The following is an 18932-nucleotide window of genomic DNA, read 5'->3' on the forward strand; positions in this document are numbered from 1 at the left end:
CGTGAGGCATGGTGCTGGTCGTCTGTGGAATGTGACGCTGCGCCATCGCGGGCGCTTTTTGTTTCGAGGCGGGTGATGAAAATGTCGAAGCGATTGGGCATCGTCCGGTCAGTGCTCCATCGTGCGGTCGGTTTCGTTTGCGGGCTTGCTCTCTGCCGATCGCTGGCGTGCAAGCGGCTTCTTGGCTCTGCCATCTGCGGCTTCGGCAGGCAGGCTCTTGTCGCATGGCGCGGCGAAGCGTTTGCGGCCGGCATAGTAGGGTTCGAAAACGTCCTGTATCGTCAGGCTGTTCATCCTGCTCCTCCCGAGATCAGGGGTAAAATTCGCCGGCAACGGTTTCGTTCCCTACTGTGGCGAAGGCATGGCGGCCGGTTCACGTCGGCATCCCTTTTGGAACCAGGGCCTTTGCAACCCAGGCTTTTGCAACCAAGCGTGAGCCGTGCCAAACAGGGTCGAACGGAGTTGTGCAGGTGACCGGCGAATCGGCCAAACGCAGTTATGTGGTCGGGCAGACCGAAATCGCCGCCCGGCCGCTCGAGCCGGCGCTCTACCTGGTGGCGACGCCTATCGGCAATCTCGCCGACATCACGCTGCGCGCGCTGGAAACGCTCGCCGCCGCCGATATCGTCGCTTGCGAGGACACACGTGTCAGCCGCGTGCTGCTCGACCGCTACGGCATCCGCCGCCGCACCACCGCCTACCACGAGCACAATGCCGGCGAGGCCGGACCGAAGCTGATCGCGGCGCTGCTGGCCGGCCAAAGCGTAGCGGTGATCTCGGATGCCGGCACGCCGCTCATCTCCGACCCCGGCTACCGGCTGGTCGGTGAGGCGCTGGAACGCGGCATTCGTGTCGTGCCGATCCCCGGCCCATCAGCAGCACTTGCCGCTTTGACGGCATCCGGCCTGCCCTCGGACGCGTTTCTGTTTGCCGGCTTCCTGCCGGTGAAGACCGGGCAGCGGCTGACGCGGCTGGAAGCGCTGAAGGCGGTGCCGGCAACGTTGATCTTCTTCGAATCGCCGCGCCGGCTGGCCGAGACGCTCAGCGCCATGGTCGAGGTGCTGGGCGGTGCCCGCAAGGCGGCCATCGGCCGCGAGCTGACCAAGACCTTCGAGGAGATGCGGACCGGCACCCTGCAGTCGCTCGCCAGCCATTACGCCGCAGCTGATACGCCGAAAGGCGAAATCGTCATCTGCGTCGGCCTGGCGGATGTTGTCGCTGATGAGCCTGAAGACATCGACCGGCTGCTGCTTTCGCTCGCCGCCGAGATGCCGGCCTCCAAGGCAGCGGCGGAAGCCGCCAAGATGACGGGTGGCCAGAAGCAGACGCTCTATCGTCGGCTGCTCGACCTCAAGAATGCCGGAAGAGACGGGACCGGCGGAGACGGCGATGGCTGAACGGCCGAGCGCCAGCCGGCAAAAGGCCTACCGGCGCGGCCATCACGGCGAATGGCTGGCGGCGGCGGCGCTGATGCTGAAAGGCTACCGAATTCTGGCCCGCCGCCACCGCACCAGGTTCGGCGAGATCGACCTGATCGCGCGGCGTGGCGATCTGGTGCTGATCGTCGAGGTCAAGGCGCGCCGCACGCTGATGGAGGCAATGGAAGCCGTCGGTCGCGAATCGGAGCACCGCATCGAAGGCGCCGCCGATTTCTGGCTGTCGCGCCAATCCGACTACGGAAAATTATCGGTGCGCTTCGACATGGTGGCGGTGCTGCCGTGGCGCTGGCCGGTGCATGTCGAGAATGTGTTTTACGGGCGAAACTAGGCCATTCTCGACGTGGGGCCGTTTTGCTGCGCCTGCGGTTCAGATCATGGTTTGCCGATCTGTCAAGCATCCGCCCAGCGCTGACTGGAACAAAAGCGTTCCTGCGTTGTTCCCCAATCGTCCTGATGTTCGACGGGCTGGTTCAAATGCCGGCCAGGGCAGTCCGCGTGGCAGCTATGCGAGGACAAAGGGATGGCGAGGCAAATGGATCCCGACGATCTCAACCCGGAACGGATCGTCACCGTGTTCGGCGGAACTGGCTTTCTCGGGCGCAGGATCGTGAAGCGGCTCCTGGAAAGAGGTTTCACGGTGCGCGCCGCATCTCGCCATCCGGCTCGCGTGGCCCTGGTCTTTTCCTCGGTTACAAGGATGCCCGAAGCAGTCGAGGCGGATATATTGGATGCGTCCTCGATCGGGTCGGCCATTACCGGATCACAGGCGGTCGTGAATGCCGTCAGTCTTTACGTCGAGCAGGGCGTCCAGACCTTTGAACGCGTGCATGTGAAAGCCGCGGCCGATCTCGCTGCCGCGTCGCGCGACCGCGAGATCGACCAGTTCGTCCAGATTTCAGGGATCGGCTCCGATCCTCAATCGGATTCGAATTACATAAGGGCGCGTGGGCGCGGAGAAGGTGCCGTGGAAAGCGCATTTCCCGGCGCTTTCATTGTGCGTCCCGCCGTCATGACAGGACCTGACGACGCTTTCCTCACGACCATTGTGAGGATGATACGCCTCCTGCCGGTCTATCCGCTGTTCGGCGATGGTGGCACACGGCTTCAGCCGGTCTATGTGGCAGACGTCGCAGAAGCAGTGAGCCGGCTGATCGACGGGCGAACCCAGGGTTCATCCATATTCGAATTCGGTGGCCCGCGTATCTATACCTATAAGGAACTGCTTCGGGAGATCGCCCGACAGCTCGATACGCACGTCAAGCTGATGCCGGTGCCGTTTGCGGTATGGAACGCCTTGGCTGGCGTCGCGGAACTCCTCCCGGCTGCCCCCATAACGCGCAACCAGATCGATCTTATGCGTCAGGACAATGTGGCAGTAATCGACGCGCCTGGCCTGAAGGAACTCGACATCGAGCCGCGGGATATCGACGAGGTGATCCGTGCGATCGAACAGCGCCGTCGCGTAGGCTCGCTCTCGTCTCCGGCTTAGGACGGCCCCCTGATCCTGGCGGGAACCTATCGCCGCGCGACAGGTTGGTCGAGCTTGAAGCCAGTGAAAGAAGGAGAAGAACTATGGCCAGATGCGATCAATGCGGGAATGACTACGACAAGGCTTTCAACGTGACGATGGCCGACGAGACCTACACATTCGACAGCTTCGAATGCGCGGTCCAGAAACTTGCTCCGACGTGTCCGCATTGCGGATGCCGGATCATCGGACATGGCGTCGAACAGGATGACATCATCTACTGCTGCGCACATTGCGCCGCGGAGGAAGGCGCGAGCGCGCTGACCGATCGTGCGCCTTGACGCACCTCCTTTGGCGTCTCCAGGTCGACCATTCCGAACGACTGCGCCGGCTCATCCCATATGGCCAGTGCTGTCAGCACGACGACGACCAGCCGAGGTCAAGGCCGCCGCACGCTGATGGAGGCAATGGATGCAGTCGGCCGCGAATCGGAGCGCCGTATCGAAGGTGCTCGCGATTTCTGGCTGTCGCACCAATGGACTACGGAAAATTGTCGGTGCGCTTCGACAAAAGGCAGCGTGCGTCGTCTTGATCGCGCCAGAGCTGTCATGTTCTTGCACGTTCAAGAACCCGCGTTCGACGGTTAGACGCCGTTCCGTGGCAAGTCGGCTCCCGCTTGGACAAGTCGCTCCACGACGGCGGCCGCCTCCTCTGGAATGGCCGGTATGGTGCCCGACTTCCGCGTCGATCCGAAATCGAGGCCGGCGAAAAAGAGACCTGGAACAGCGCCGACGCCATCCTCGTGGACGGGCTGGCCGGCTGCATCGAGGGCGCCGGGGAGCCGGACCCATGAGAAATCGCCGGTGAAGCCCGTGCACCAGATCACTGATCTGATGCCGCTTGCCGTCCAGTCGAGGGAGCGGATCGGAGGATCGGGCAAGCGCGGGTCAACCGTCTCGGCCGGATCATCCTCGGCCAGTGGCGCATCGAGGCCGGCGCGCTCAATGTACCCGTCGACCAGGCGCTTGGTATTCGCGGAGACCTCGTCGGCAAATCGCATGTGGTCGTCGAGCTCGTCGCCGAAGACGAGGCTGCCATTCTCCACTCCCCTGAAGCGGCCGAGCAGCACCACGCCTTGCGCACTCAGCGATTGCAAACTGATCGTGTGCGTCGCGCCGACCAGCGCGCGGGCCTGCAGCTTGCCGGAAGGGAGGACGAGTTCCTTGCGCGGAACGTCGAGAAAACCGGACAGCGTCAGCCATTTAAGTATGTTGCCCCCGCGGTAGCGCCGCACCCAACGGCCGTTGCGGCTGGTCGCCAAAAAGACCACACGTCCTGCCAACGCCAGATCCTCGGCGATCTGGCCGCCCGACTGGCCGCTGCCGACCACCAGCACCGCGCCACTCTCGAACTCGGCCGGGTTGCGATAAGCCGAGGAATCGACTTGGCCAATTGCGGTTGGCAAATCCGCCGACCCTGCTGGCCGGACCTGCCGATTCTGGTCGCCGGTGGCGATCACCACGTTGCGCGCCAGAAATGCCCCGTCCGTCGTGGTGATGCGAAAGATCCCGTCGTCTCTCGTCAGCTCTTGCACCGGAGTTTGGGTGCTTACCGGCAGGCGGTGCCGCTCGGCATAGCCTTCGAGATACGCGACAAATTCGTGGTGGCTTATCGCGCCCCACGGCTCGGGCCCCTCGTAGGAATCACCGGGTAAGATGGAGCGAATGGTCGGCGAATTCAGTCGAAACGAGTTCCACCGCTGCGTTCGCCACGTCTCGCCGATCCGGCCTCGATCGAGCACGCGGTGGTCGCGGTCCTGCCGTTTCAAGAAGTAACTGACGCCGAGTCCCGCCGGACCGGCGCCAATAACGAGGGCGTCAAGAACTTCGCTCATGCATTCCCCCTGCCAACCATACGTCCACAAGATCGTATGGCTCGGCTTCGGGCAAGAATAGAGTTCCGGCTGGGATTGCGCTATCCGCGCCGGCTCACCCCCAGATTGCCAGCCCCGCCAGCCCGACGATGCCGACGACCAGCCGCCACCAGCCGAACAGCGCATAGCCGTGGCGCGAGACGTAGTCGAGCAGGAAGCGCACGACGATCAATGCCGTGACGAAGGCGGCGACGAAACCGACGGTGATGATGGGCAGGTCGGCGCTGCTCAGCACATTGCGATTCTTGAACAGGTCGAAGGCGAAGGCGCCGACCATCGTCGGTATGGCGAGGAAGAAGGAGAATTCCGCCGCCGCCCGTTTGTCGACCCCGAGCAGCAGCGCGCCGACGATGGTCGAACCCGAGCGCGACGTGCCGGGGATCAGCGACAAGCACTGGAACAGCCCGATCTGCAGATAAAGCCTGGTCGGGAACCGCTCGACATCGTGGTAATACGGCTTCGGCTTCATGCGATCGACCAGCAGCAGGATGACACCGCCGATGATCAGCATGATGCAGATCAGCCGCGGCGATTCGAACAGCACCGTCTTGATGAAGTCATGCGCCAGTGCGCCGATAATGGCCGCCGGCAGGAATGCGATGAGAATGCCAAGGACGAAATGCCGCGTCAGCCGATCGTAGGGTAGCTCGAGCAGCATCTTCCAGAGACGGCGGAAGTAGACGCTGAGGATCGCCAATATGGCGCCGAGCTGGATCAGGATCTCGAAGGCCTTGCCGGTCGAATGAAAGCCGAGGAAATGGCCGGCGAGAAGGATGTGACCGGTCGAAGATACCGGAATGAACTCGGTCAGGCCCTCGAGCAGGCCGAGCAGCAGCGCTTCGACGACGGTCTGGCTTTCCATGGCAACCTCGGCGTTGGAGTGAGGGCTTGAGAAAAGGGCTTGCTTGTCACGGCGCGGAACTCCCCCTATAGGTCGCAGCACCCTGACAGCCCGCTGAATCGGGCGGCCAAGACTTACCGGCGCAGCCGGCGATTTGCCAGTGCGCTCTATTATCGCGGGACCATGCTGACGCTTTTCCACCATCCGATGTTCGCCAGCTGCCGCTTCGTCCGCCTCGCCTTTGGTGAGTATGGCGAGGAACTAGCGCTGATCGAGGAGAAGCCGTGGACGCGGCGCAAGGAGTTCCTGGCGCTGAACCCGGCCGGCACGCTGCCGATCCTGCTCGCCGAAGGCGACGTGCCGATCGTCGGCGCGATGGTCATTGCCGAATATCTCGACGAGACGCGCGGCGTACTCAAGCGCGACAAGCGGCTATTCGCCGAGGATCCGATGGAGCGCGCCGAAATCCGCCGGCTGACCGACTGGTACCTCAACAAGGCGGAAAGCGAGGTTACCCGGCATCTGGTGCGCGAACGCGTTCTGAAGCCGGTCATGCCGGAAACGGCAGGCGGCGGATCGCCCGATTCGGCGGCGATCCGCGCCGCCCGCGCCAATATCCGCCAGCACATGAAATACACCAACTGGCTGGCCGGCACCCGTCATTGGCTGGCCGGCAACAAGGTCACCTATGCCGATCTCGCGGCGGCGGCAGCACTGTCGGTGCTCGACTATCTCGGCGAGATCGACTGGCGCGAACACAGCGCCGCGCGCGAATGGTATACAAGGGTGAAATCACGGCCTTCGTTCCGGCCGCTTCTGTCCGACCGGGTGCGTGGCCTGTCGCCGGTGTCACATTATGCGGACCTCGATTTCTGATACGGCAAAGCTGCGCGCGCTGATCGACCGCGAGGCGCGGAATGCCGGCTTCGACGCCGTTGCCGTCACCACGCCCGATGCGATTCCGCAGGCGCCGGAACGGCTGGCCGAATTCGTTGCCGACGGCTTTCACGGCTCGATGGGCTGGATTGCCGAAACGCTCGAGCGGCGAGGCAAACCGACGACGCTTTGGCCAGAGGTCCGCTCGATCGTCGTGCTGGCGATGAATTACGGCCCCGACCACGACCCACGCGACATCCTGGCAAAGCGCGACCGCGGCGCGATCTCGGCCTATGCGCAGAACCGCGACTATCATGACGTGATGAAAGGCCGGCTGAAGGAGATCGCCGGCAAGATCGTGGCGCGCGCCGGCGGGGACGTGAAAGTGTTTGTCGACACCGCGCCGGTGATGGAAAAGCCGCTGGCCGAGGCGGCCGGCCTCGGCTGGCAAGGCAAGCACACCAACCTGGTCAGCCGAACGCATGGCTCCTGGCTGTTCCTCGGCACCATCTTCACGACGGCCGAACTGGTGCCGGACGCGCCTGAGGACGACCATTGCGGCTCCTGCCGGGCCTGCCTCGACGTTTGCCCGACGGATGCCTTTCCGGCGCCTTACCGGCTCGATGCGCGGCGCTGCATTTCATACCTCACCATCGAGAACAAAGGACCGATCCCGCATGAGTTCCGGGAAAAGATCGGCAATCGCATCTATGGCTGCGACGACTGCCTGGCCGCCTGCCCGTGGAACAAGTTCGCCCAAGCCGCTTCGGAGGCAAAGCTTGCCGCCCGCGCGGACTTGCGCGAACCGCCGATCGCCGAGCTGCTGCGCCTCGACGACGCTGCCTTCCGCGTGCTTTTTTCGGGCTCGCCGGTCAAGCGCATCGGCCGCGCCCGTTTTATCCGCAACGTGCTGATCGCCGCCGGCAATTCCCAGGACTTGTCGCTGGCCGGCGCCGTCCGCGCGCTGCTCGACGACGCCTCGCCCCTGGTTCGCGGAGCTGCGGTATGGGCGCTGTTGCGGCTGGTGCCGAGTCGGGAGTTTGCCGAGCGTGCAGCGGCCGCATTGCAAGCAGAAGATGACGAGGCGGTGAGAGGCGAATGGCTTCTGGCCCTGCCAAAGCCGATCGAGGCACATACATGACCAAACAGCAGATTTTCATCTTCGGCGCCGGTTATTCGGGCAAGGCCTTTGCCCGCGCCAACAAGGATGCCGACACAGCGATCTTCGGTACAACACGGTCGCTGGAAAAATTCGCGGCGCTGCGGCAAGCCGGTATCGTGCCGCTGCGTTTCGATGGCACGCTGACCTCCGAAATCGGCGATGCGCTTGGGAAGACAACCCATCTCGTCGTCTCGGTCGCGCCGGACGAGGCCGGCGACCCGGTGCTGGGCGCGGCTCGCGAGGTGATCACGGCCAACATGCCGGAGCTCGAATGGATCGCCTATCTCTCGACCGTCGGCGTCTATGGCGACCATGGCGGAAATTGGGTGGACGAGGCCGCCGAATGCCGGCCAGTATCGAAGCGATCAGCGATGAGGGTTGCCGCCGAGCAGGATTGGCTGAAACTGGGCCACGACACCGGCCGGCCGGTGGCGATCCTGCGGCTTTCCGGCATTTACGGGCCGGGCCGCAACGCCCTGGTCAATCTGGAAAACGGCACCGCCCGGCGGTTGGTCAAGCCGGGCCAGGTGTTCAACCGCATCCATTGCGACGACATTGCCGGCGCGCTCTGGCATCTGGCCGAAGGCAATCGCGGCGGCATCTTCAACGTCACCGACGACCTGCCGGCGCCGCCGCAGGACGTCGTCGCCTATGCCGCCAAGTTGATGGGCATCGAGCCGCCGCCCGAAATTCCGTTCGAGACCGCCCAACTTTCGCCCATGGCGCGGTCCTTCTACGGCGAGAACAAGCGTGTCGCCAACGCGGCGATCAAGGCGGCCGGTTATGGCTTTCGCTTCCCCGACTATCGCTCGGCGCTCGATGCCATGTGGGCGAGCGGCGACTGGCGCGACGGCGAGGCGCGCAGCCCGATGAAACGGTCATGATCGATACGCTGCGCGGGGCGTGGTATGATGCGGTTCAAATCGCGGAGGGGTCCAGCTTGGGAAAGACGTTAAAGCGAGCCTTGCCGGGCAAAACACTGCTGCTGACGGCAGCTCTGGCCGTCGCCGGCCTGACGCTTGCAGCGCAGACGGCGAGCGCCGAGCAACGGGCAAAAGACCTGTTTGGCGCCAAAAAGCTGCCGGCGGTCGCAGCAGCGCAATCGATCGGCTTCTACTCCAAAGGCTGTTTTTCCGGCGGCGTCGCCCTGCCCATGGACGGCCGGCACTGGGAGGTGATGCGGCCGTCGCGCAATCGCCGCTGGGGCCATCCGGCAATGATCGCGCTGATCGAGAAACTATCGCGCGATGCTGCCGCCGACGGCTGGCCGGGTCTATTGATCGGCGACATTTCGCAGCCGCGCGGCGGGCCGATGCTGACCGGCCATGCCTCGCACCAGATCGGCCTCGACGCCGACATCTGGCTGACGCCGATGCCCGACCGCAAGCTCTCGGCCGAAGAGCGCGAAAACATCAGCGCTACCTTGATGGTCGATGAAAAAACCCATCTGGTGAAGGACGGCGTGTGGACGCCGATGCATACGCGGCTGTTGAAGCGCGCCGCGAGCTATCCCGAAGTCGAGCGCATCCTGGTCAATCCAGGGATCAAGAAGAAGCTCTGCGACACGGTCAAAGGCGACCGCGGCTGGTTGCGCAAGGTCAGGCCGTTCTGGGGCCACGACTACCACTTCCACATTCGCATCGGCTGCCAGGCTGGATCACCCGACTGCAAGGCGCAGGAAGCGACGGCGCCGGGCGATGGCTGCGACCAGGCGCTGGCCTGGTGGTTCACCGAGGGGCCGTGGCGCCCCAACAAGAACCCGGACAAGCCGAAGGCACGCGACGTGATGACGATGGCGAACCTGCCCAGACAATGCCAGTTCGTGCTCGACGCGCCGGCTCCGGCCTCGGCCGAAGCAGTCACCTACTATGGCGACGGCGTACCGATCGCGGCAGAACCCGCTCTCGCGGCAGAGTCTTCGCCGCCGCCGACGGTCGCAGCCGGCGCGGCAGCGCTTCCGGCCTTGGCGAACGCCTTTGTGGCGACCCCCGAGATCGGCATTCCGCTGCCGCGGCCACGACCGGGGCACTGATGCGGGCAGCGTGTTTGCTGTCTGCATCCGTGCATCTCCACTTCGAAAACCGATTTCCCTTTTTGCGGTCATGCGCTAGTCAACGAGAGAACGGCGATACGCGTCGGGAACGGACGAGAGCATGCCAGGCGTAAGCGACGACGACACTCTGTTGCGATTTCCGATCCTGATCGGCGACATAGGCGGCACCAATGCGCGCTTCTCGATTGTGCTCGACGCGAATTCCGAGGCCGGCGAGCCGACCATCGTCCAGACCGCCAACTTCAATACGATAGACGAGGCGATCCAGTCGGCCGTGCTCGACCGCTCGTCGGTCCGGCCGAATTCAGCAGTGCTGGCGGTAGCCGGTCCTGTCGAAAGCGACGAGATCCCGCTTACCAATTGCCCATGGATCGTCAAGCCGAGACAGATGTTCGCCAGTCTCGGTCTCAGCGACGTCGTGGTGCTCAACGACTTCGAGGCACAGGCGCTGGCTGTCGTCGCGCTCGGCGAAGAGCATATGGAAAAGATCGGCGGCGACGAGCCGGAACCGAATTCCGGGCGGGTGGTGCTCGGCCCGGGAACCGGGCTCGGTGTCGCCGGGCTGGTTTATGCGCTGCATCACTGGATACCGGTACCCGGCGAGGGCGGCCATATGGATATCGGCCCGCGCTCGCCGCGCGATTTCCAGGTGTTTCCGCATATCGAGAAGCTCGAGGGCCGCATCTCCGGCGAACAGATCCTGTCCGGACGCGGCCTGGTCAATGCCTACCGGGCGGTGGCCAAGGCGGACGGCAAGCCGTCGCCCTTTACAACGCCTGCCGAGGTCACCGCCGCGGCGCTGGCAAAGAACGATCCGGTGGCCGAAGAGGCGCTGTCGATCTTCGTCACTTGCCTGGGGCGCACCGCCGGCGATCTCGCTCTAGTGTTCATGAGCCGCGGCGGCGTGTTTCTCACCGGCGGCATCGCGCAAAAAATCCTGCCGGCACTGCGCATCGGCAATTTCCGCGCCGCCTTCGAGGATAAGGCGCCGCACAGCGCCCTGATGCGCAGCATGCCGGTCTATGTCATCACCCATCCGCTGGCGGCGCTTTTAGGGCTGGCCGCCTATGCCAGAAATCCGTCGCTGTTCGGCGTGCAGACGGCGGGGCGGCGCTGGCGGGTCTAGGATACAAGCTGCGCCGCGACGAAGTTTCGCCGTCCTCGGCCATAGGCAAGCCGCCATCGGGGCGTTAAGAGGTTGCCGAATTGCAGCCGGCCGAAGCCAAAACCACAAAGCGCTCCAACTTGACACTTCCAGCACCAACCAAAGGGAAAGCCCGGCCCAGCGAGATCGTGGCGGTGATCCGCCGCATCGTCGCCGAAAACAGCCGCGATTATCGCTGGTACTATGTTCTTGCCGTGCTGTGCCTGGTGACGATCGCGGCGACGACCGCCTTCACCGCCTGGATCATGAAGGATGTCGTCGACCAGATCTTCTATAAGCAGCGCGGCGATCTTATCGCGCTGATCAGCGTGTCGATCCTGGCCGCCTTCATGCTGCGCGGGCTGGCCAGCTACGGCCAGGCAGTGACGCTGGCCAAAATCGGCAACAATCTGGTGGCGCGCTATCAACGCCGCATCTTCGACCACCTGATGAAGCTCGGCGTCAGCTTCTTCAATGACACCCGCTCGGGCCGGCTCGCCGCGCAGATCAACGAGAACGTCAACGGCATCCGCGATCTCCTGTCGATGACCCTGACATCGCTGGCGCGCGATGCCGTATCGCTTGTCGCGCTGGTTGGCGTCATGATCTGGCAGGACCCGATGCTCTCGGCGATGTCGCTGCTGATCGGGCCGCCCTTGATCTACAGTGTCACCTATCTGATGCGCCGGGTGCGTCGCATCACCCGCGAATCGGTGCAGATCAACTCGCGGCTGATCGGCGCCATGCAGGAAGCGACGCAAGGCATCGCTATCGTCAAGGCCTTCACCCTGGAAGACGAGCTGTCGCGCCGCATCGGCGGCCTCGTCGCGGGCGCCGAGCAGCGGGCAAACAAGATCGCCCGCGTCTCGGAACGGCTGACGCCGATCTCCGAAATGCTGGCCGGCTTCGCCGTCGCCGGTGTCATCGCCTATTCCGGCTACCGGGCGACCGTCGGCGGCCAGCCGCCGGGCGCGGTGTTTGCCTTCATCACCGCCCTGCTGCTTGCCTATGACCCCGCCAGGCGGCTGGCGCGCATGCAGGTCGGCATGGAAAAGTCGCTGGTCAATGCGCGCATGATCTACGAGCTTCTCGACCTCGAGCCGCAGCAGGGTGACGTGCCGGGAGCCGCCGAGGCGAAATTCACCTCTGGCGAAGTGCGCTTCAACAACGTGTCCTTCCGCTATGTCGAAGAGGCGCCGGTCCTGCAGGATTTGAGCTTTGTCGCCGCCGCCGGCAAGGTGACCGCCATCGTCGGCGCCTCGGGCGCCGGCAAGACGACGCTGGTTGCGCTGCTGCAGCGCTTCTACGACGTCGAGTCGGGCAGCATCGAAATCGACGGCCAGGACATTTCAAAGGTCACCAAGCATTCGCTGCGCGGCTCGATCGCCTATGTTTCACAGCAGCCTTATCTGTTCGAAGGCACCATCCGCGACAACATCCGCTACGGCAGGCTGAGCGCCACGGACGCCGAGATTGAACGCGCCGCGCAACAGGCCGCGGCCGACGATTTCATCCGCCAGCAGCCGCAAGGCTACGACACGCCGGTCGGCGAGAACGGCGTGACGCTGTCGGGCGGCCAGCGCCAGCGTGTATCGATTGCACGCGCCATCGTTCGGCAGGCGCCGATCCTGCTGCTCGATGAAGCCACCTCGGCGCTCGACAACGAGGCCGAGGCCCGCGTCCAGGAAGCGCTGACCCATGTCATGGAAGGGCGCACCACCATTGTCATCGCGCACCGGCTGTCGACGGTGGTCAATGCCGACCATATCATCGTGCTGGAGCAGGGCCGGCTGGTCGAACAAGGCACGCATGCCTCGTTGATGGCTGACCCGCACAGCGTCTATGCCCGGTTCCACCGGGTGCAAGGCAGGAAGGGGCTGGGGCTTGTCGATGACGGCGAGCCAATCCAGAGTGCGGCGGAAAATGGTCGCGCGAAAATGGCGGCCGGGAGACATTCATGAGTGACACGCCGACCGTTAGTGAAATGGGCCTGGTGGTGGTGGGCGCGGCCGGCCGCATGGGCCAGGCGCTGATCCGCGCCATCCACACGATACCGGGCGCCCGCGTCGCCGGCGCGATCGAGCGGGCCGGTTCGCCCCATATCGGCAAGGACGCCGGCGAGCTGGCCGGCGTCGGCAGGCTCGAGGTGGCGATCGGCGACGATCCGCTGCCGGCCTTCGCCAAGGCCGACGGCGTGCTCGATTTCACTACGCCGGCGGCGACCGTCGAATTCGCCGGCTACGCGGCGCAGGCGCGCATCGCCCATATCATCGGCACCACCGGCTGCTCGGCCGAAGACAATGCCGGGATCGCGGCGGCGGCACGGCACGCGACGATCGTCAAGTCAGGCAATATGAGCCTCGGCGTCAATCTGCTGGCGGTGCTGGTGGAACAGGCGGCGCGCGCGCTCGATGCCGACGATTTCGACATCGAGATCCTGGAAATGCACCACCGGCACAAGGTCGATGCGCCATCGGGCACGGCGCTGCTGCTCGGCGAAGCCGCCGCTGCCGGGCGTGGCGTAGCACTTGCCGGCAACGATGTTCGCGTGCGCGACGGCCATATCGGCGTGCGCAAGGCAGGCTCGATCGGTTTCGCCAGCTTGCGCGGCGGCTCGGTGGTCGGCGACCACAGTGTGGTGCTGGCCGGTACCGGCGAGCGCATCACGCTCGCCCATCATGCCGAAGACCGGGCGATCTTCGCCCGTGGCGCGGTCAAGGCCGCCCTGTGGGCGCGCGGCAGGAAGCCGGGACTGTATTCGATGCGGGACGTGCTCGGCCTGACAAGCTGATCCACAAGATTGGCTGATCCACAAGATTTGAAGGAGCAAATATGTCGAGAACTCTCGTGCTCGTGCGCCACGGCCAGAGCGAATGGAACCTGAAGAACCTATTTACCGGCTGGCGCGACGTCGACCTGACCGAACTGGGCCATGCCGAAGCCAAGGCGGCCGGCGCCAAGCTCAGGGCGCGCGGCATGAAGTTCGACATCGCCTTCACGTCGTCGCTGATCCGGGCGCAGAAGACCTGCCAGCATATTCTCGACGCCGTTGGCCAGAGCGAGCTCGAGACCATTCGCGACCAGGCGCTGAACGAGCGCGACTATGGCGATCTCTCCGGCCTCAACAAGGATGATGCGCGCAAGAAATGGGGTGAGGAGCAGGTGCATGTCTGGCGCCGCTCCTATGACGTGCCGCCGCCCGGCGGTGAAAGCCTGAAGGACACCGGCGCGCGCGTCTGGCCCTATTACCTGCACGATCTGCAACCGCATGTGCTGCGCGGCGGCACCGTGCTGGTGGCGGCGCACGGCAATTCGCTGCGCGCGCTGATCATGGCGCTGGACGGCAAATCGGGCGAGGAGATCGTCAAGCTCGAGCTCGGCACCGGTGTGCCGATCATCTACACGCTCAACGCCGATTCCACGGTGGCGTCGAAGGAAGTGCTGGAGCATTGAGCCGGAGAAGGAACGCGGCTTTCAAAAAAGCGCGTTGACACTCATCCCTCGCCCGCTTAATGAGCGCGCACCAGCCCAGATGGCGGAATTGGTAGACGCGCACGGTTCAGGTCCGTGTTCCGCAAGGAGTGGAGGTTCGAGTCCTCTTCTGGGCACCACATTACTGGTTAGGACGGTCCGAAACAGTCCAGCCGACTAACAGAAAGCCCGGGGTTTCCGGGCTTTTTTGTTGCTGGGTGGTCCTGTGATGTCCGAGGTCGTGTGTTGGTATCCGACGCGTTTGTTGGTATCTCTGTTGGTATTGCCGTCGTATTTGCGGTGGCACGCCGCAAGGATACCAACAATGCGTCTTTCCGATGCACAATTGCGCAGCCTTAAAAAGGGTGACACCGCCCGAAAAGTCAGTGATGGCGGTGGGCTTCATGTCCTTGTCACGCCCCAAGGTGGAAAGCTCTGGCGGCTCGCGTATCGCTATGGTGGCAAGCAGAAGCTCCTAGCACTAGGCGCCTACCCCGTGGTTTCTCTATCCGATGCCCGCTCGGGGCGAGAAGCGGCGAAGCGCCTCCTAGTTGCTGGTCTCGATCCCTCTGCCGAAGCCAAGGCAGCGAAGGTGCGGCACAAAGCTTTGACAGCTGATACTTTCCAGGCGGTGGGCGAGGAATTCCTTGCGAAGGTGAAGCGGGAAGGCAAGGCAGAAGCGACGCTAACAAAGAAGAAATGGCTGATCGGCATAGCAGCCATGAGTCTTGGCAAACTGCCAATAGCTGAAATCACGGCGGCCCAAATTCTTATCCCACTTCGAAAGGTGGAAGGGGACGGCAACTATGAAACAGCAAGACGACTGCGCGCGGTTATCGGCCAAGTCTTTCGGTACGCTATTTCGACATCCAGGGTTTCAAACGATCCGACGTTCGGCCTTCGCGGCGCTCTGGTCACACCTACCGTCACTCACCGACCCGCGATTATTGAAAGAAAGAAGCTGGCCGGTTTGTTGAGGGCGCTCTGGGATTACGAGGGGACGCCTCAAACCTGTGCCGCTCTTAAGCTGATGGCGATTCTCTATCCACGACCTGGCGAACTCCGCCATGCCGAATGGTCGGAATTCGGACTCGACCAAGGAGTGTGGACGATCCCGGCCAGGCGAACGAAGATGCGCCGGGAACACCGAAAGCCACTGTCCACGCTTGCCGTCAATATTCTTCGCGATCTGCAAAACCACACAGGCAACCGGCGCCTTGCGTTTCCATCTATACGGTCACCCGAGCGGCCAATGAGTGAAAACACACTCAATGCCGCGTTGCGGCGCCTAGGCTACGCAAGCACCGAGGCCACGTCGCACGGCTTCCGGGCTACGGCCTCAACGTTGCTAAACGAAAGCGGCAAATGGCAGCCCGACGCTATTGAAGCGGAGCTAGGGCATGTCGGCGCCGACGAAGTCCGCAAGGCCTATCATCGCGCGCTATATTGGGACACTCGCGTGGAGATGACGGAGTGGTGGGCGAGCGAGATTAATCGACTTCGAGCGTTTAAGACAGTGTAAGATGGGAAAAGGCGCTGGTCTTTAACCGCTGGCTTTGCCAACATCTCGGCGGAGAGGAGTCGGGATAGGATGGCAACGATCGCACCATTATGGAGGTCTGATCCAATTCAATACATCCTGAATTGGAAGTTTCCGCAGCTAGTCGCGTTCGGCAGTAAAACGCTCGCGGATGTAATGTCTTCGAAAACGCTGGACTTAAATGCGATTGCCGACGATGCGCAGGCATATCGCAAGGAGCTGCTGAGCCAATCGCCCGACAATCTGACTGCATTGCTTGAAACAGCCAAAGCCGACGAAGCCCGCAGATATGAGGAGTTTCGCGAGAACGAGGAAAGACAGCGTAGCTTCAATCAGCCGGACGCTTCGGCAGGTTTCGATTATTGGGCAAAGATGTCGACTTGGTCGATTGACGAGGCAATTTCGCTGTCCTTCGGTAAAAATCCGAAGTGCATCAGCTGGAAGCATATTCAGTCGATAGAGAATATTTCGCCATTCGCTTCGGAATACGCGGCGAAACGCGAACTCGCCATGCGTGCGAAAGCGATGGGGCAGCTGTGGGATTCAACCGTTCCAGCTGTTTTTCTCGCGTGGGCGGAACGCATGCGTGTTTCTGTTCCGACCGAGTTGGTCGCCGCAGTTAAGGGACTGGGGATACAAATTGCCGACTGGAAAACGCTCTATGATCAAGCGAATGGGGTGGCTCAAAGCGCCCAAGCCTTGGTCACAGAAAAGCATTCGGCACTGATGGCGGCTATGGCCGACCATTCTCAATCGATCTCAAAACTCACCGAGGGCTACAGCGCGTTGTTGGCCCAGCGGGACGAATTGATCGGTCTGAAAAATGATCGGATCGAGAGTCTAACGGCAAGGCTCGTTGAGATGGAGAAGACGCTACCGAAAGCGCATCAAAAGCCGCTGGGCGCTCGCGAACGTGACAGTCTTCTTAAACTGGTAATCGGAATGGCGATCAAAGGCTATAGCTTCGATCCACGCTCGGGCCGAAGCGCGACCGCAAAAGAGATTTCGGGCGATCTGGATCTAATCGGACTAGCCATGGACGAAGACACCGTCCGCAAATATTTGACTGAAGCCAAGCAGTTGCTTCCCGGCGACGAAACCGAACGGCTCCGCTGAAACCGAATTCGGCCTCGCCTTAACCGAGTTCGGCCACGAATCGAACCGGCCCTCCTAGAACCGCCTCGTACTCAACAACACGAGGCGGCACTATGTCGAACGTCACTGAGCTTCCCGCGACCGGCTTTCTGCGGCTCGCATCTATCCTTTCCCCCAATGGCCCTATCCCGGTCAGCAAGTCCACATGGTGGGCTGGCGTCAAGGACGGGCGTTTTCCCAAACCGGTGAAGCTTGGGCCGCGCATCACGGCTTGGCGGGTCGATGACATCCGCCGCTTGATCGAGTGGAGGACGCCGTGAATGGGCAATCGGCGGCCATCGATGCGGGGCGTCAAGATGCATCGCAACTACACTGTTGAAGAGACTGCGCGCGCCACTGGTGCTTGCAAGGGCACGGTTCGGCGTTGGTTGAAGCACGGCTTACCGGCAATGACCGATCAGAAGCCGGCGCTGATTCTGGGCGGTGATCTGATCGATTTTCTGAAACGACGAACTCAGCCGCGCCAAGTTTGCCGGCCTCACGAATGCTATTGCTTCTCCTGTCGGCAGCCGAAAGCGCCAGCCTTCGCAGCGGTCGAGTTCTTGCCGCTCACGCGATCCAGCGGCAATTTGCGAGCGCTCTGCGAAAGCTGTTCTACCGTCATGCACAAGCGCGTGGCGACCGCCAAACTCGACCATCTGGTGACGCTTGTTGACGTGACGGTCATGCAGGGCCGCGAACGCTTAGCCGATAGCCGGCAACCCTGTCTGAATGATCACGTGATCAAGGAGCCTGAAGCCCATGCGTAAGCACCATCCCAAGAACGAGCGGATCAAGCGCCGCTACCTCGCCTATCTTCAGGACGCCAAGCGCCTGTCGTCGAGTAGCGCCGACCAGGCGGCCGCAGCGATCGCGATGTTCGAAGCCTCAACGCGGTGGAAGGACTTCGCCGCATTCCACATTGAACAGGCGCGCAGCTTCAAGAGTCAGCTTGCCGCCCAGACGAACGCCGAGACGGGAAAGCCTCTCGCCCATGCGACGGTTCATTCGCGGCTGATGGCGCTGAGGGCATTTTTCCGCTGGCTGTCGGGCCAGGCCGGCTATCGGAAGATCAGCTACACCGACGCAGACTACTTCAACCCGACGGCCAATGACAGCCGAATTGCTACGGCATTGCGCCAGAAGCCGGCTCCGAGCATCGAGCAGGTTCGCCATGTCCTGACCTCGATCAAGCCAGCTACCGACCTGGACCGCCGAGATCAGGCCCTAATCGCGTTTGCTTTGCTGACCGGGATGCGCGACGACGCCATAGCCTCGCTGGCACTGCGCCACATCGATATCGTTGGTCGAACGGTTTTTCAGGACGCGCGCAGCGTCCGGACTAAGAACCGCAAGACCTTTACGTCGTGGTTCTTCCCGGTTGGCGACGATATCGAGGTGATCGTTACCGACTGGATCGGTTTCTTGAAATCAGAAAAGCTCTTCGGTCCCGACGATCCCATATTTCCGGCGACGGAGATCGCGCTAGACAGCGACCGGCGATTTGCTCCGATGGGTATTGCTCGGGCATTCTGGAAAAACGCAGACGCCATCCGCCGCATATTCCGCCAGCGCTTCGAAGCCGCCGGCCTACCTTACTTCAACCCGCATTCAATTCGAACCACCTTGGCGCGGCATGGTGCCGATATCTGTCCGACTCAGGAGGTCTGGGCCGCCTGGTGCGCCAATCTCGGCCATGAGAGTGCCGCGACAACCTTTCGAAGCTACGCCACTGTTCCATTCCACCGCCAGGGCGAGATTTTCACGGCCCTTCTCAATGCCCAACGTTGCGTGCCCGATCGCAGCAGTGAACCCGATCCGGATACGGTGCGCCGGGTCCTGGAGCACCTTCGGAAAAATGCTGCATAGTC

General features: G+C 62.8%; 20 protein-coding genes, 1 tRNA gene and 1 pseudogene. 19 read left to right on the top strand and 3 right to left on the bottom strand.

What is annotated here, in order from left to right; translation table 11 throughout:
- Nucleotides 1–108 precede the first annotated feature (108 nt).
- The gene (locus tag NKK47_RS05010; RefSeq protein ID WP_023678975.1) at nt 109–294 is read right to left on the bottom strand and encodes a hypothetical protein; all 186 of its coding nucleotides are present in this window, start codon (nt 292–294) and stop codon (nt 109–111) included.
- Nucleotides 295–470: 176 nt separating this feature from the next.
- Here NKK47_RS05010 and rsmI point away from each other — a divergent pair, with 176 nt between their 5' ends.
- The 5 genes and pseudogenes from rsmI to NKK47_RS35170 all read left to right on the top strand — a co-directional run.
- A complete protein-coding gene (gene rsmI, locus NKK47_RS05015) occupies nt 471–1397 on the top strand; it encodes a 16S rRNA (cytidine(1402)-2'-O)-methyltransferase (protein WP_352575342.1) in 927 nt (308 codons plus the stop codon).
- Nucleotides 1390–1767 carry a YraN family protein gene (locus tag NKK47_RS05020; RefSeq protein WP_023678973.1) on the top strand — a complete coding sequence of 126 codons (378 nt, stop codon included), beginning with the start codon at nt 1390–1392 and terminating at the stop codon, nt 1765–1767. The genes rsmI and NKK47_RS05020 overlap by 8 nt, the downstream gene beginning before the upstream one ends.
- Before the next feature lie 192 nt (nt 1768–1959).
- The gene (locus NKK47_RS05025) at nt 1960–2928 is read left to right on the top strand and encodes a complex I NDUFA9 subunit family protein (RefSeq protein ID WP_352575344.1); all 969 of its coding nucleotides are present in this window, start codon (nt 1960–1962) and stop codon (nt 2926–2928) included.
- Nucleotides 2929–3011: 83 nt separating this feature from the next.
- Nucleotides 3012–3248 carry a metallothionein gene (locus tag NKK47_RS05030; protein WP_254817997.1) on the top strand — a complete coding sequence of 79 codons (237 nt, stop codon included), beginning with the start codon at nt 3012–3014 and terminating at the stop codon, nt 3246–3248.
- A gap of 99 nt (nt 3249–3347) precedes the next feature.
- A pseudogene (locus NKK47_RS35170) lies at nt 3348–3475 on the top strand (YraN family protein); the annotation flags it as partial.
- Nucleotides 3476–3550: 75 nt separating this feature from the next.
- On the opposite strand, the gene NKK47_RS05035 reads toward NKK47_RS35170, so the two are convergent.
- Together NKK47_RS05035 and NKK47_RS05040 are read right to left on the bottom strand one after the other, a co-directional pair.
- A complete protein-coding gene (locus NKK47_RS05035) occupies nt 3551–4801 on the bottom strand; it encodes a flavin-containing monooxygenase (RefSeq protein WP_352575346.1) in 1251 nt (416 codons plus the stop codon).
- A 94-nt stretch (nt 4802–4895) separates the two neighbouring features.
- Nucleotides 4896–5702: an undecaprenyl-diphosphate phosphatase gene (locus tag NKK47_RS05040; protein ID WP_352575348.1), complete on the bottom strand. Its 807-nt coding sequence runs from the start codon at nt 5700–5702 to the stop codon at nt 4896–4898.
- Between the two features lie 162 nt (nt 5703–5864).
- Between NKK47_RS05040 and NKK47_RS05045 the strand changes: the two genes are divergently transcribed.
- From NKK47_RS05045 to NKK47_RS05110, 14 genes are all read left to right on the top strand, one after another.
- Nucleotides 5865–6557: a glutathione S-transferase family protein gene (locus NKK47_RS05045; RefSeq protein WP_352476844.1), complete on the top strand. Its 693-nt coding sequence runs from the start codon at nt 5865–5867 to the stop codon at nt 6555–6557.
- The gene (gene queG / locus NKK47_RS05050; RefSeq protein WP_352575350.1) at nt 6538–7698 is read left to right on the top strand and encodes a tRNA epoxyqueuosine(34) reductase QueG; all 1161 of its coding nucleotides are present in this window, start codon (nt 6538–6540) and stop codon (nt 7696–7698) included. Before NKK47_RS05045 ends, queG begins: the two co-directional genes overlap by 20 nt.
- On the top strand, nt 7695–8603 hold the full coding sequence (locus tag NKK47_RS05055; RefSeq protein ID WP_352575352.1) for an SDR family oxidoreductase: 909 nt from the start codon (nt 7695–7697) through the stop codon (nt 8601–8603). Before queG ends, NKK47_RS05055 begins: the two co-directional genes overlap by 4 nt.
- Nucleotides 8604–8659: 56 nt before the next feature.
- Entirely contained in the window at nt 8660–9751 is a 1092-nt protein-coding gene (gene mepA / locus NKK47_RS05060) for a penicillin-insensitive murein endopeptidase (RefSeq protein WP_502904974.1), read from the top strand.
- 121 nt (nt 9752–9872) lie between these two features.
- Nucleotides 9873–10898 (top strand): glucokinase, encoded by a 1026-nt coding sequence (locus NKK47_RS05065; RefSeq protein ID WP_352575356.1) that lies wholly within the window; start codon nt 9873–9875, stop codon nt 10896–10898.
- 119 nt (nt 10899–11017) lie between these two features.
- A complete protein-coding gene (locus tag NKK47_RS05070; RefSeq protein ID WP_352575358.1) occupies nt 11018–12877 on the top strand; it encodes an ABC transporter ATP-binding protein in 1860 nt (619 codons plus the stop codon).
- Nucleotides 12874–13707, top strand: a complete 834-nt coding sequence (gene dapB, locus NKK47_RS05075) for a 4-hydroxy-tetrahydrodipicolinate reductase (RefSeq protein WP_352570177.1) — start codon at nt 12874–12876, stop codon at nt 13705–13707. The genes NKK47_RS05070 and dapB overlap by 4 nt, the downstream gene beginning before the upstream one ends.
- A gap of 41 nt (nt 13708–13748) precedes the next feature.
- Nucleotides 13749–14369, top strand: a complete 621-nt coding sequence (locus tag NKK47_RS05080) for a 2,3-bisphosphoglycerate-dependent phosphoglycerate mutase (RefSeq protein ID WP_352570175.1) — start codon at nt 13749–13751, stop codon at nt 14367–14369.
- A 73-nt stretch (nt 14370–14442) separates the two neighbouring features.
- A tRNA-Leu gene (locus NKK47_RS05085) sits at nt 14443–14527 on the top strand.
- A gap of 185 nt (nt 14528–14712) precedes the next feature.
- Nucleotides 14713–15909: a tyrosine-type recombinase/integrase gene (locus tag NKK47_RS05090; protein ID WP_352575360.1), complete on the top strand. Its 1197-nt coding sequence runs from the start codon at nt 14713–14715 to the stop codon at nt 15907–15909.
- A gap of 69 nt (nt 15910–15978) precedes the next feature.
- Nucleotides 15979–17043 carry a hypothetical protein gene (locus NKK47_RS05095; protein WP_352575362.1) on the top strand — a complete coding sequence of 355 codons (1065 nt, stop codon included), beginning with the start codon at nt 15979–15981 and terminating at the stop codon, nt 17041–17043.
- Nucleotides 17044–17135: 92 nt separating this feature from the next.
- On the top strand, nt 17136–17342 hold the full coding sequence (locus NKK47_RS05100; protein ID WP_352575364.1) for a helix-turn-helix transcriptional regulator: 207 nt from the start codon (nt 17136–17138) through the stop codon (nt 17340–17342).
- Entirely contained in the window at nt 17343–17831 is a 489-nt protein-coding gene (locus NKK47_RS05105; RefSeq protein ID WP_352575366.1) for a helix-turn-helix domain-containing protein, read from the top strand.
- A 247-nt stretch (nt 17832–18078) separates the two neighbouring features.
- Complete coding sequence (locus tag NKK47_RS05110) at nt 18079–18930, top strand: site-specific integrase (RefSeq protein ID WP_352575367.1); 852 nt, start codon at nt 18079–18081, stop codon at nt 18928–18930.
- Nucleotides 18931–18932 lie beyond the last annotated feature (2 nt).

Origin of the sequence: Mesorhizobium sp. M0019, from assembly GCF_040323975.1 — a bacterium.
In the GTDB taxonomy this organism is placed as follows: domain Bacteria; phylum Pseudomonadota; class Alphaproteobacteria; order Rhizobiales; family Rhizobiaceae; genus Mesorhizobium.

What these genes read in the sequence shown, in the direction of transcription:
- NKK47_RS05010 (WP_023678975.1), bottom strand. Translation starts at nt 294, where the DNA reads ATGAACAGCCTGACGATACAGGACGTTTTCGAACCCTACTATGCCGGC.
- NKK47_RS05020 (WP_023678973.1), top strand. Translation starts at nt 1,390, where the DNA reads ATGGCTGAACGGCCGAGCGCCAGCCGGCAAAAGGCCTACCGGCGCGGC.
- NKK47_RS05025 (WP_352575344.1), top strand. Translation starts at nt 1,960, where the DNA reads ATGGCGAGGCAAATGGATCCCGACGATCTCAACCCGGAACGGATCGTC.
- NKK47_RS05030 (WP_254817997.1), top strand. Translation starts at nt 3,012, where the DNA reads ATGGCCAGATGCGATCAATGCGGGAATGACTACGACAAGGCTTTCAAC.
- NKK47_RS05035 (WP_352575346.1), bottom strand. Translation starts at nt 4,801, where the DNA reads ATGAGCGAAGTTCTTGACGCCCTCGTTATTGGCGCCGGTCCGGCGGGA.
- NKK47_RS05040 (WP_352575348.1), bottom strand. Translation starts at nt 5,702, where the DNA reads ATGGAAAGCCAGACCGTCGTCGAAGCGCTGCTGCTCGGCCTGCTCGAG.
- NKK47_RS05045 (WP_352476844.1), top strand. Translation starts at nt 5,865, where the DNA reads ATGCTGACGCTTTTCCACCATCCGATGTTCGCCAGCTGCCGCTTCGTC.
- queG (WP_352575350.1), top strand. Translation starts at nt 6,538, where the DNA reads ATGCGGACCTCGATTTCTGATACGGCAAAGCTGCGCGCGCTGATCGAC.
- NKK47_RS05055 (WP_352575352.1), top strand. Translation starts at nt 7,695, where the DNA reads ATGACCAAACAGCAGATTTTCATCTTCGGCGCCGGTTATTCGGGCAAG.
- NKK47_RS05065 (WP_352575356.1), top strand. Translation starts at nt 9,873, where the DNA reads ATGCCAGGCGTAAGCGACGACGACACTCTGTTGCGATTTCCGATCCTG.
- dapB (WP_352570177.1), top strand. Translation starts at nt 12,874, where the DNA reads ATGAGTGACACGCCGACCGTTAGTGAAATGGGCCTGGTGGTGGTGGGC.
- NKK47_RS05080 (WP_352570175.1), top strand. Translation starts at nt 13,749, where the DNA reads ATGTCGAGAACTCTCGTGCTCGTGCGCCACGGCCAGAGCGAATGGAAC.
- NKK47_RS05090 (WP_352575360.1), top strand. Translation starts at nt 14,713, where the DNA reads ATGCGTCTTTCCGATGCACAATTGCGCAGCCTTAAAAAGGGTGACACC.
- NKK47_RS05095 (WP_352575362.1), top strand. Translation starts at nt 15,979, where the DNA reads ATGGCAACGATCGCACCATTATGGAGGTCTGATCCAATTCAATACATC.
- NKK47_RS05100 (WP_352575364.1), top strand. Translation starts at nt 17,136, where the DNA reads ATGTCGAACGTCACTGAGCTTCCCGCGACCGGCTTTCTGCGGCTCGCA.
- NKK47_RS05105 (WP_352575366.1), top strand. Translation starts at nt 17,343, where the DNA reads ATGGGCAATCGGCGGCCATCGATGCGGGGCGTCAAGATGCATCGCAAC.
- NKK47_RS05110 (WP_352575367.1), top strand. Translation starts at nt 18,079, where the DNA reads ATGGCGCTGAGGGCATTTTTCCGCTGGCTGTCGGGCCAGGCCGGCTAT.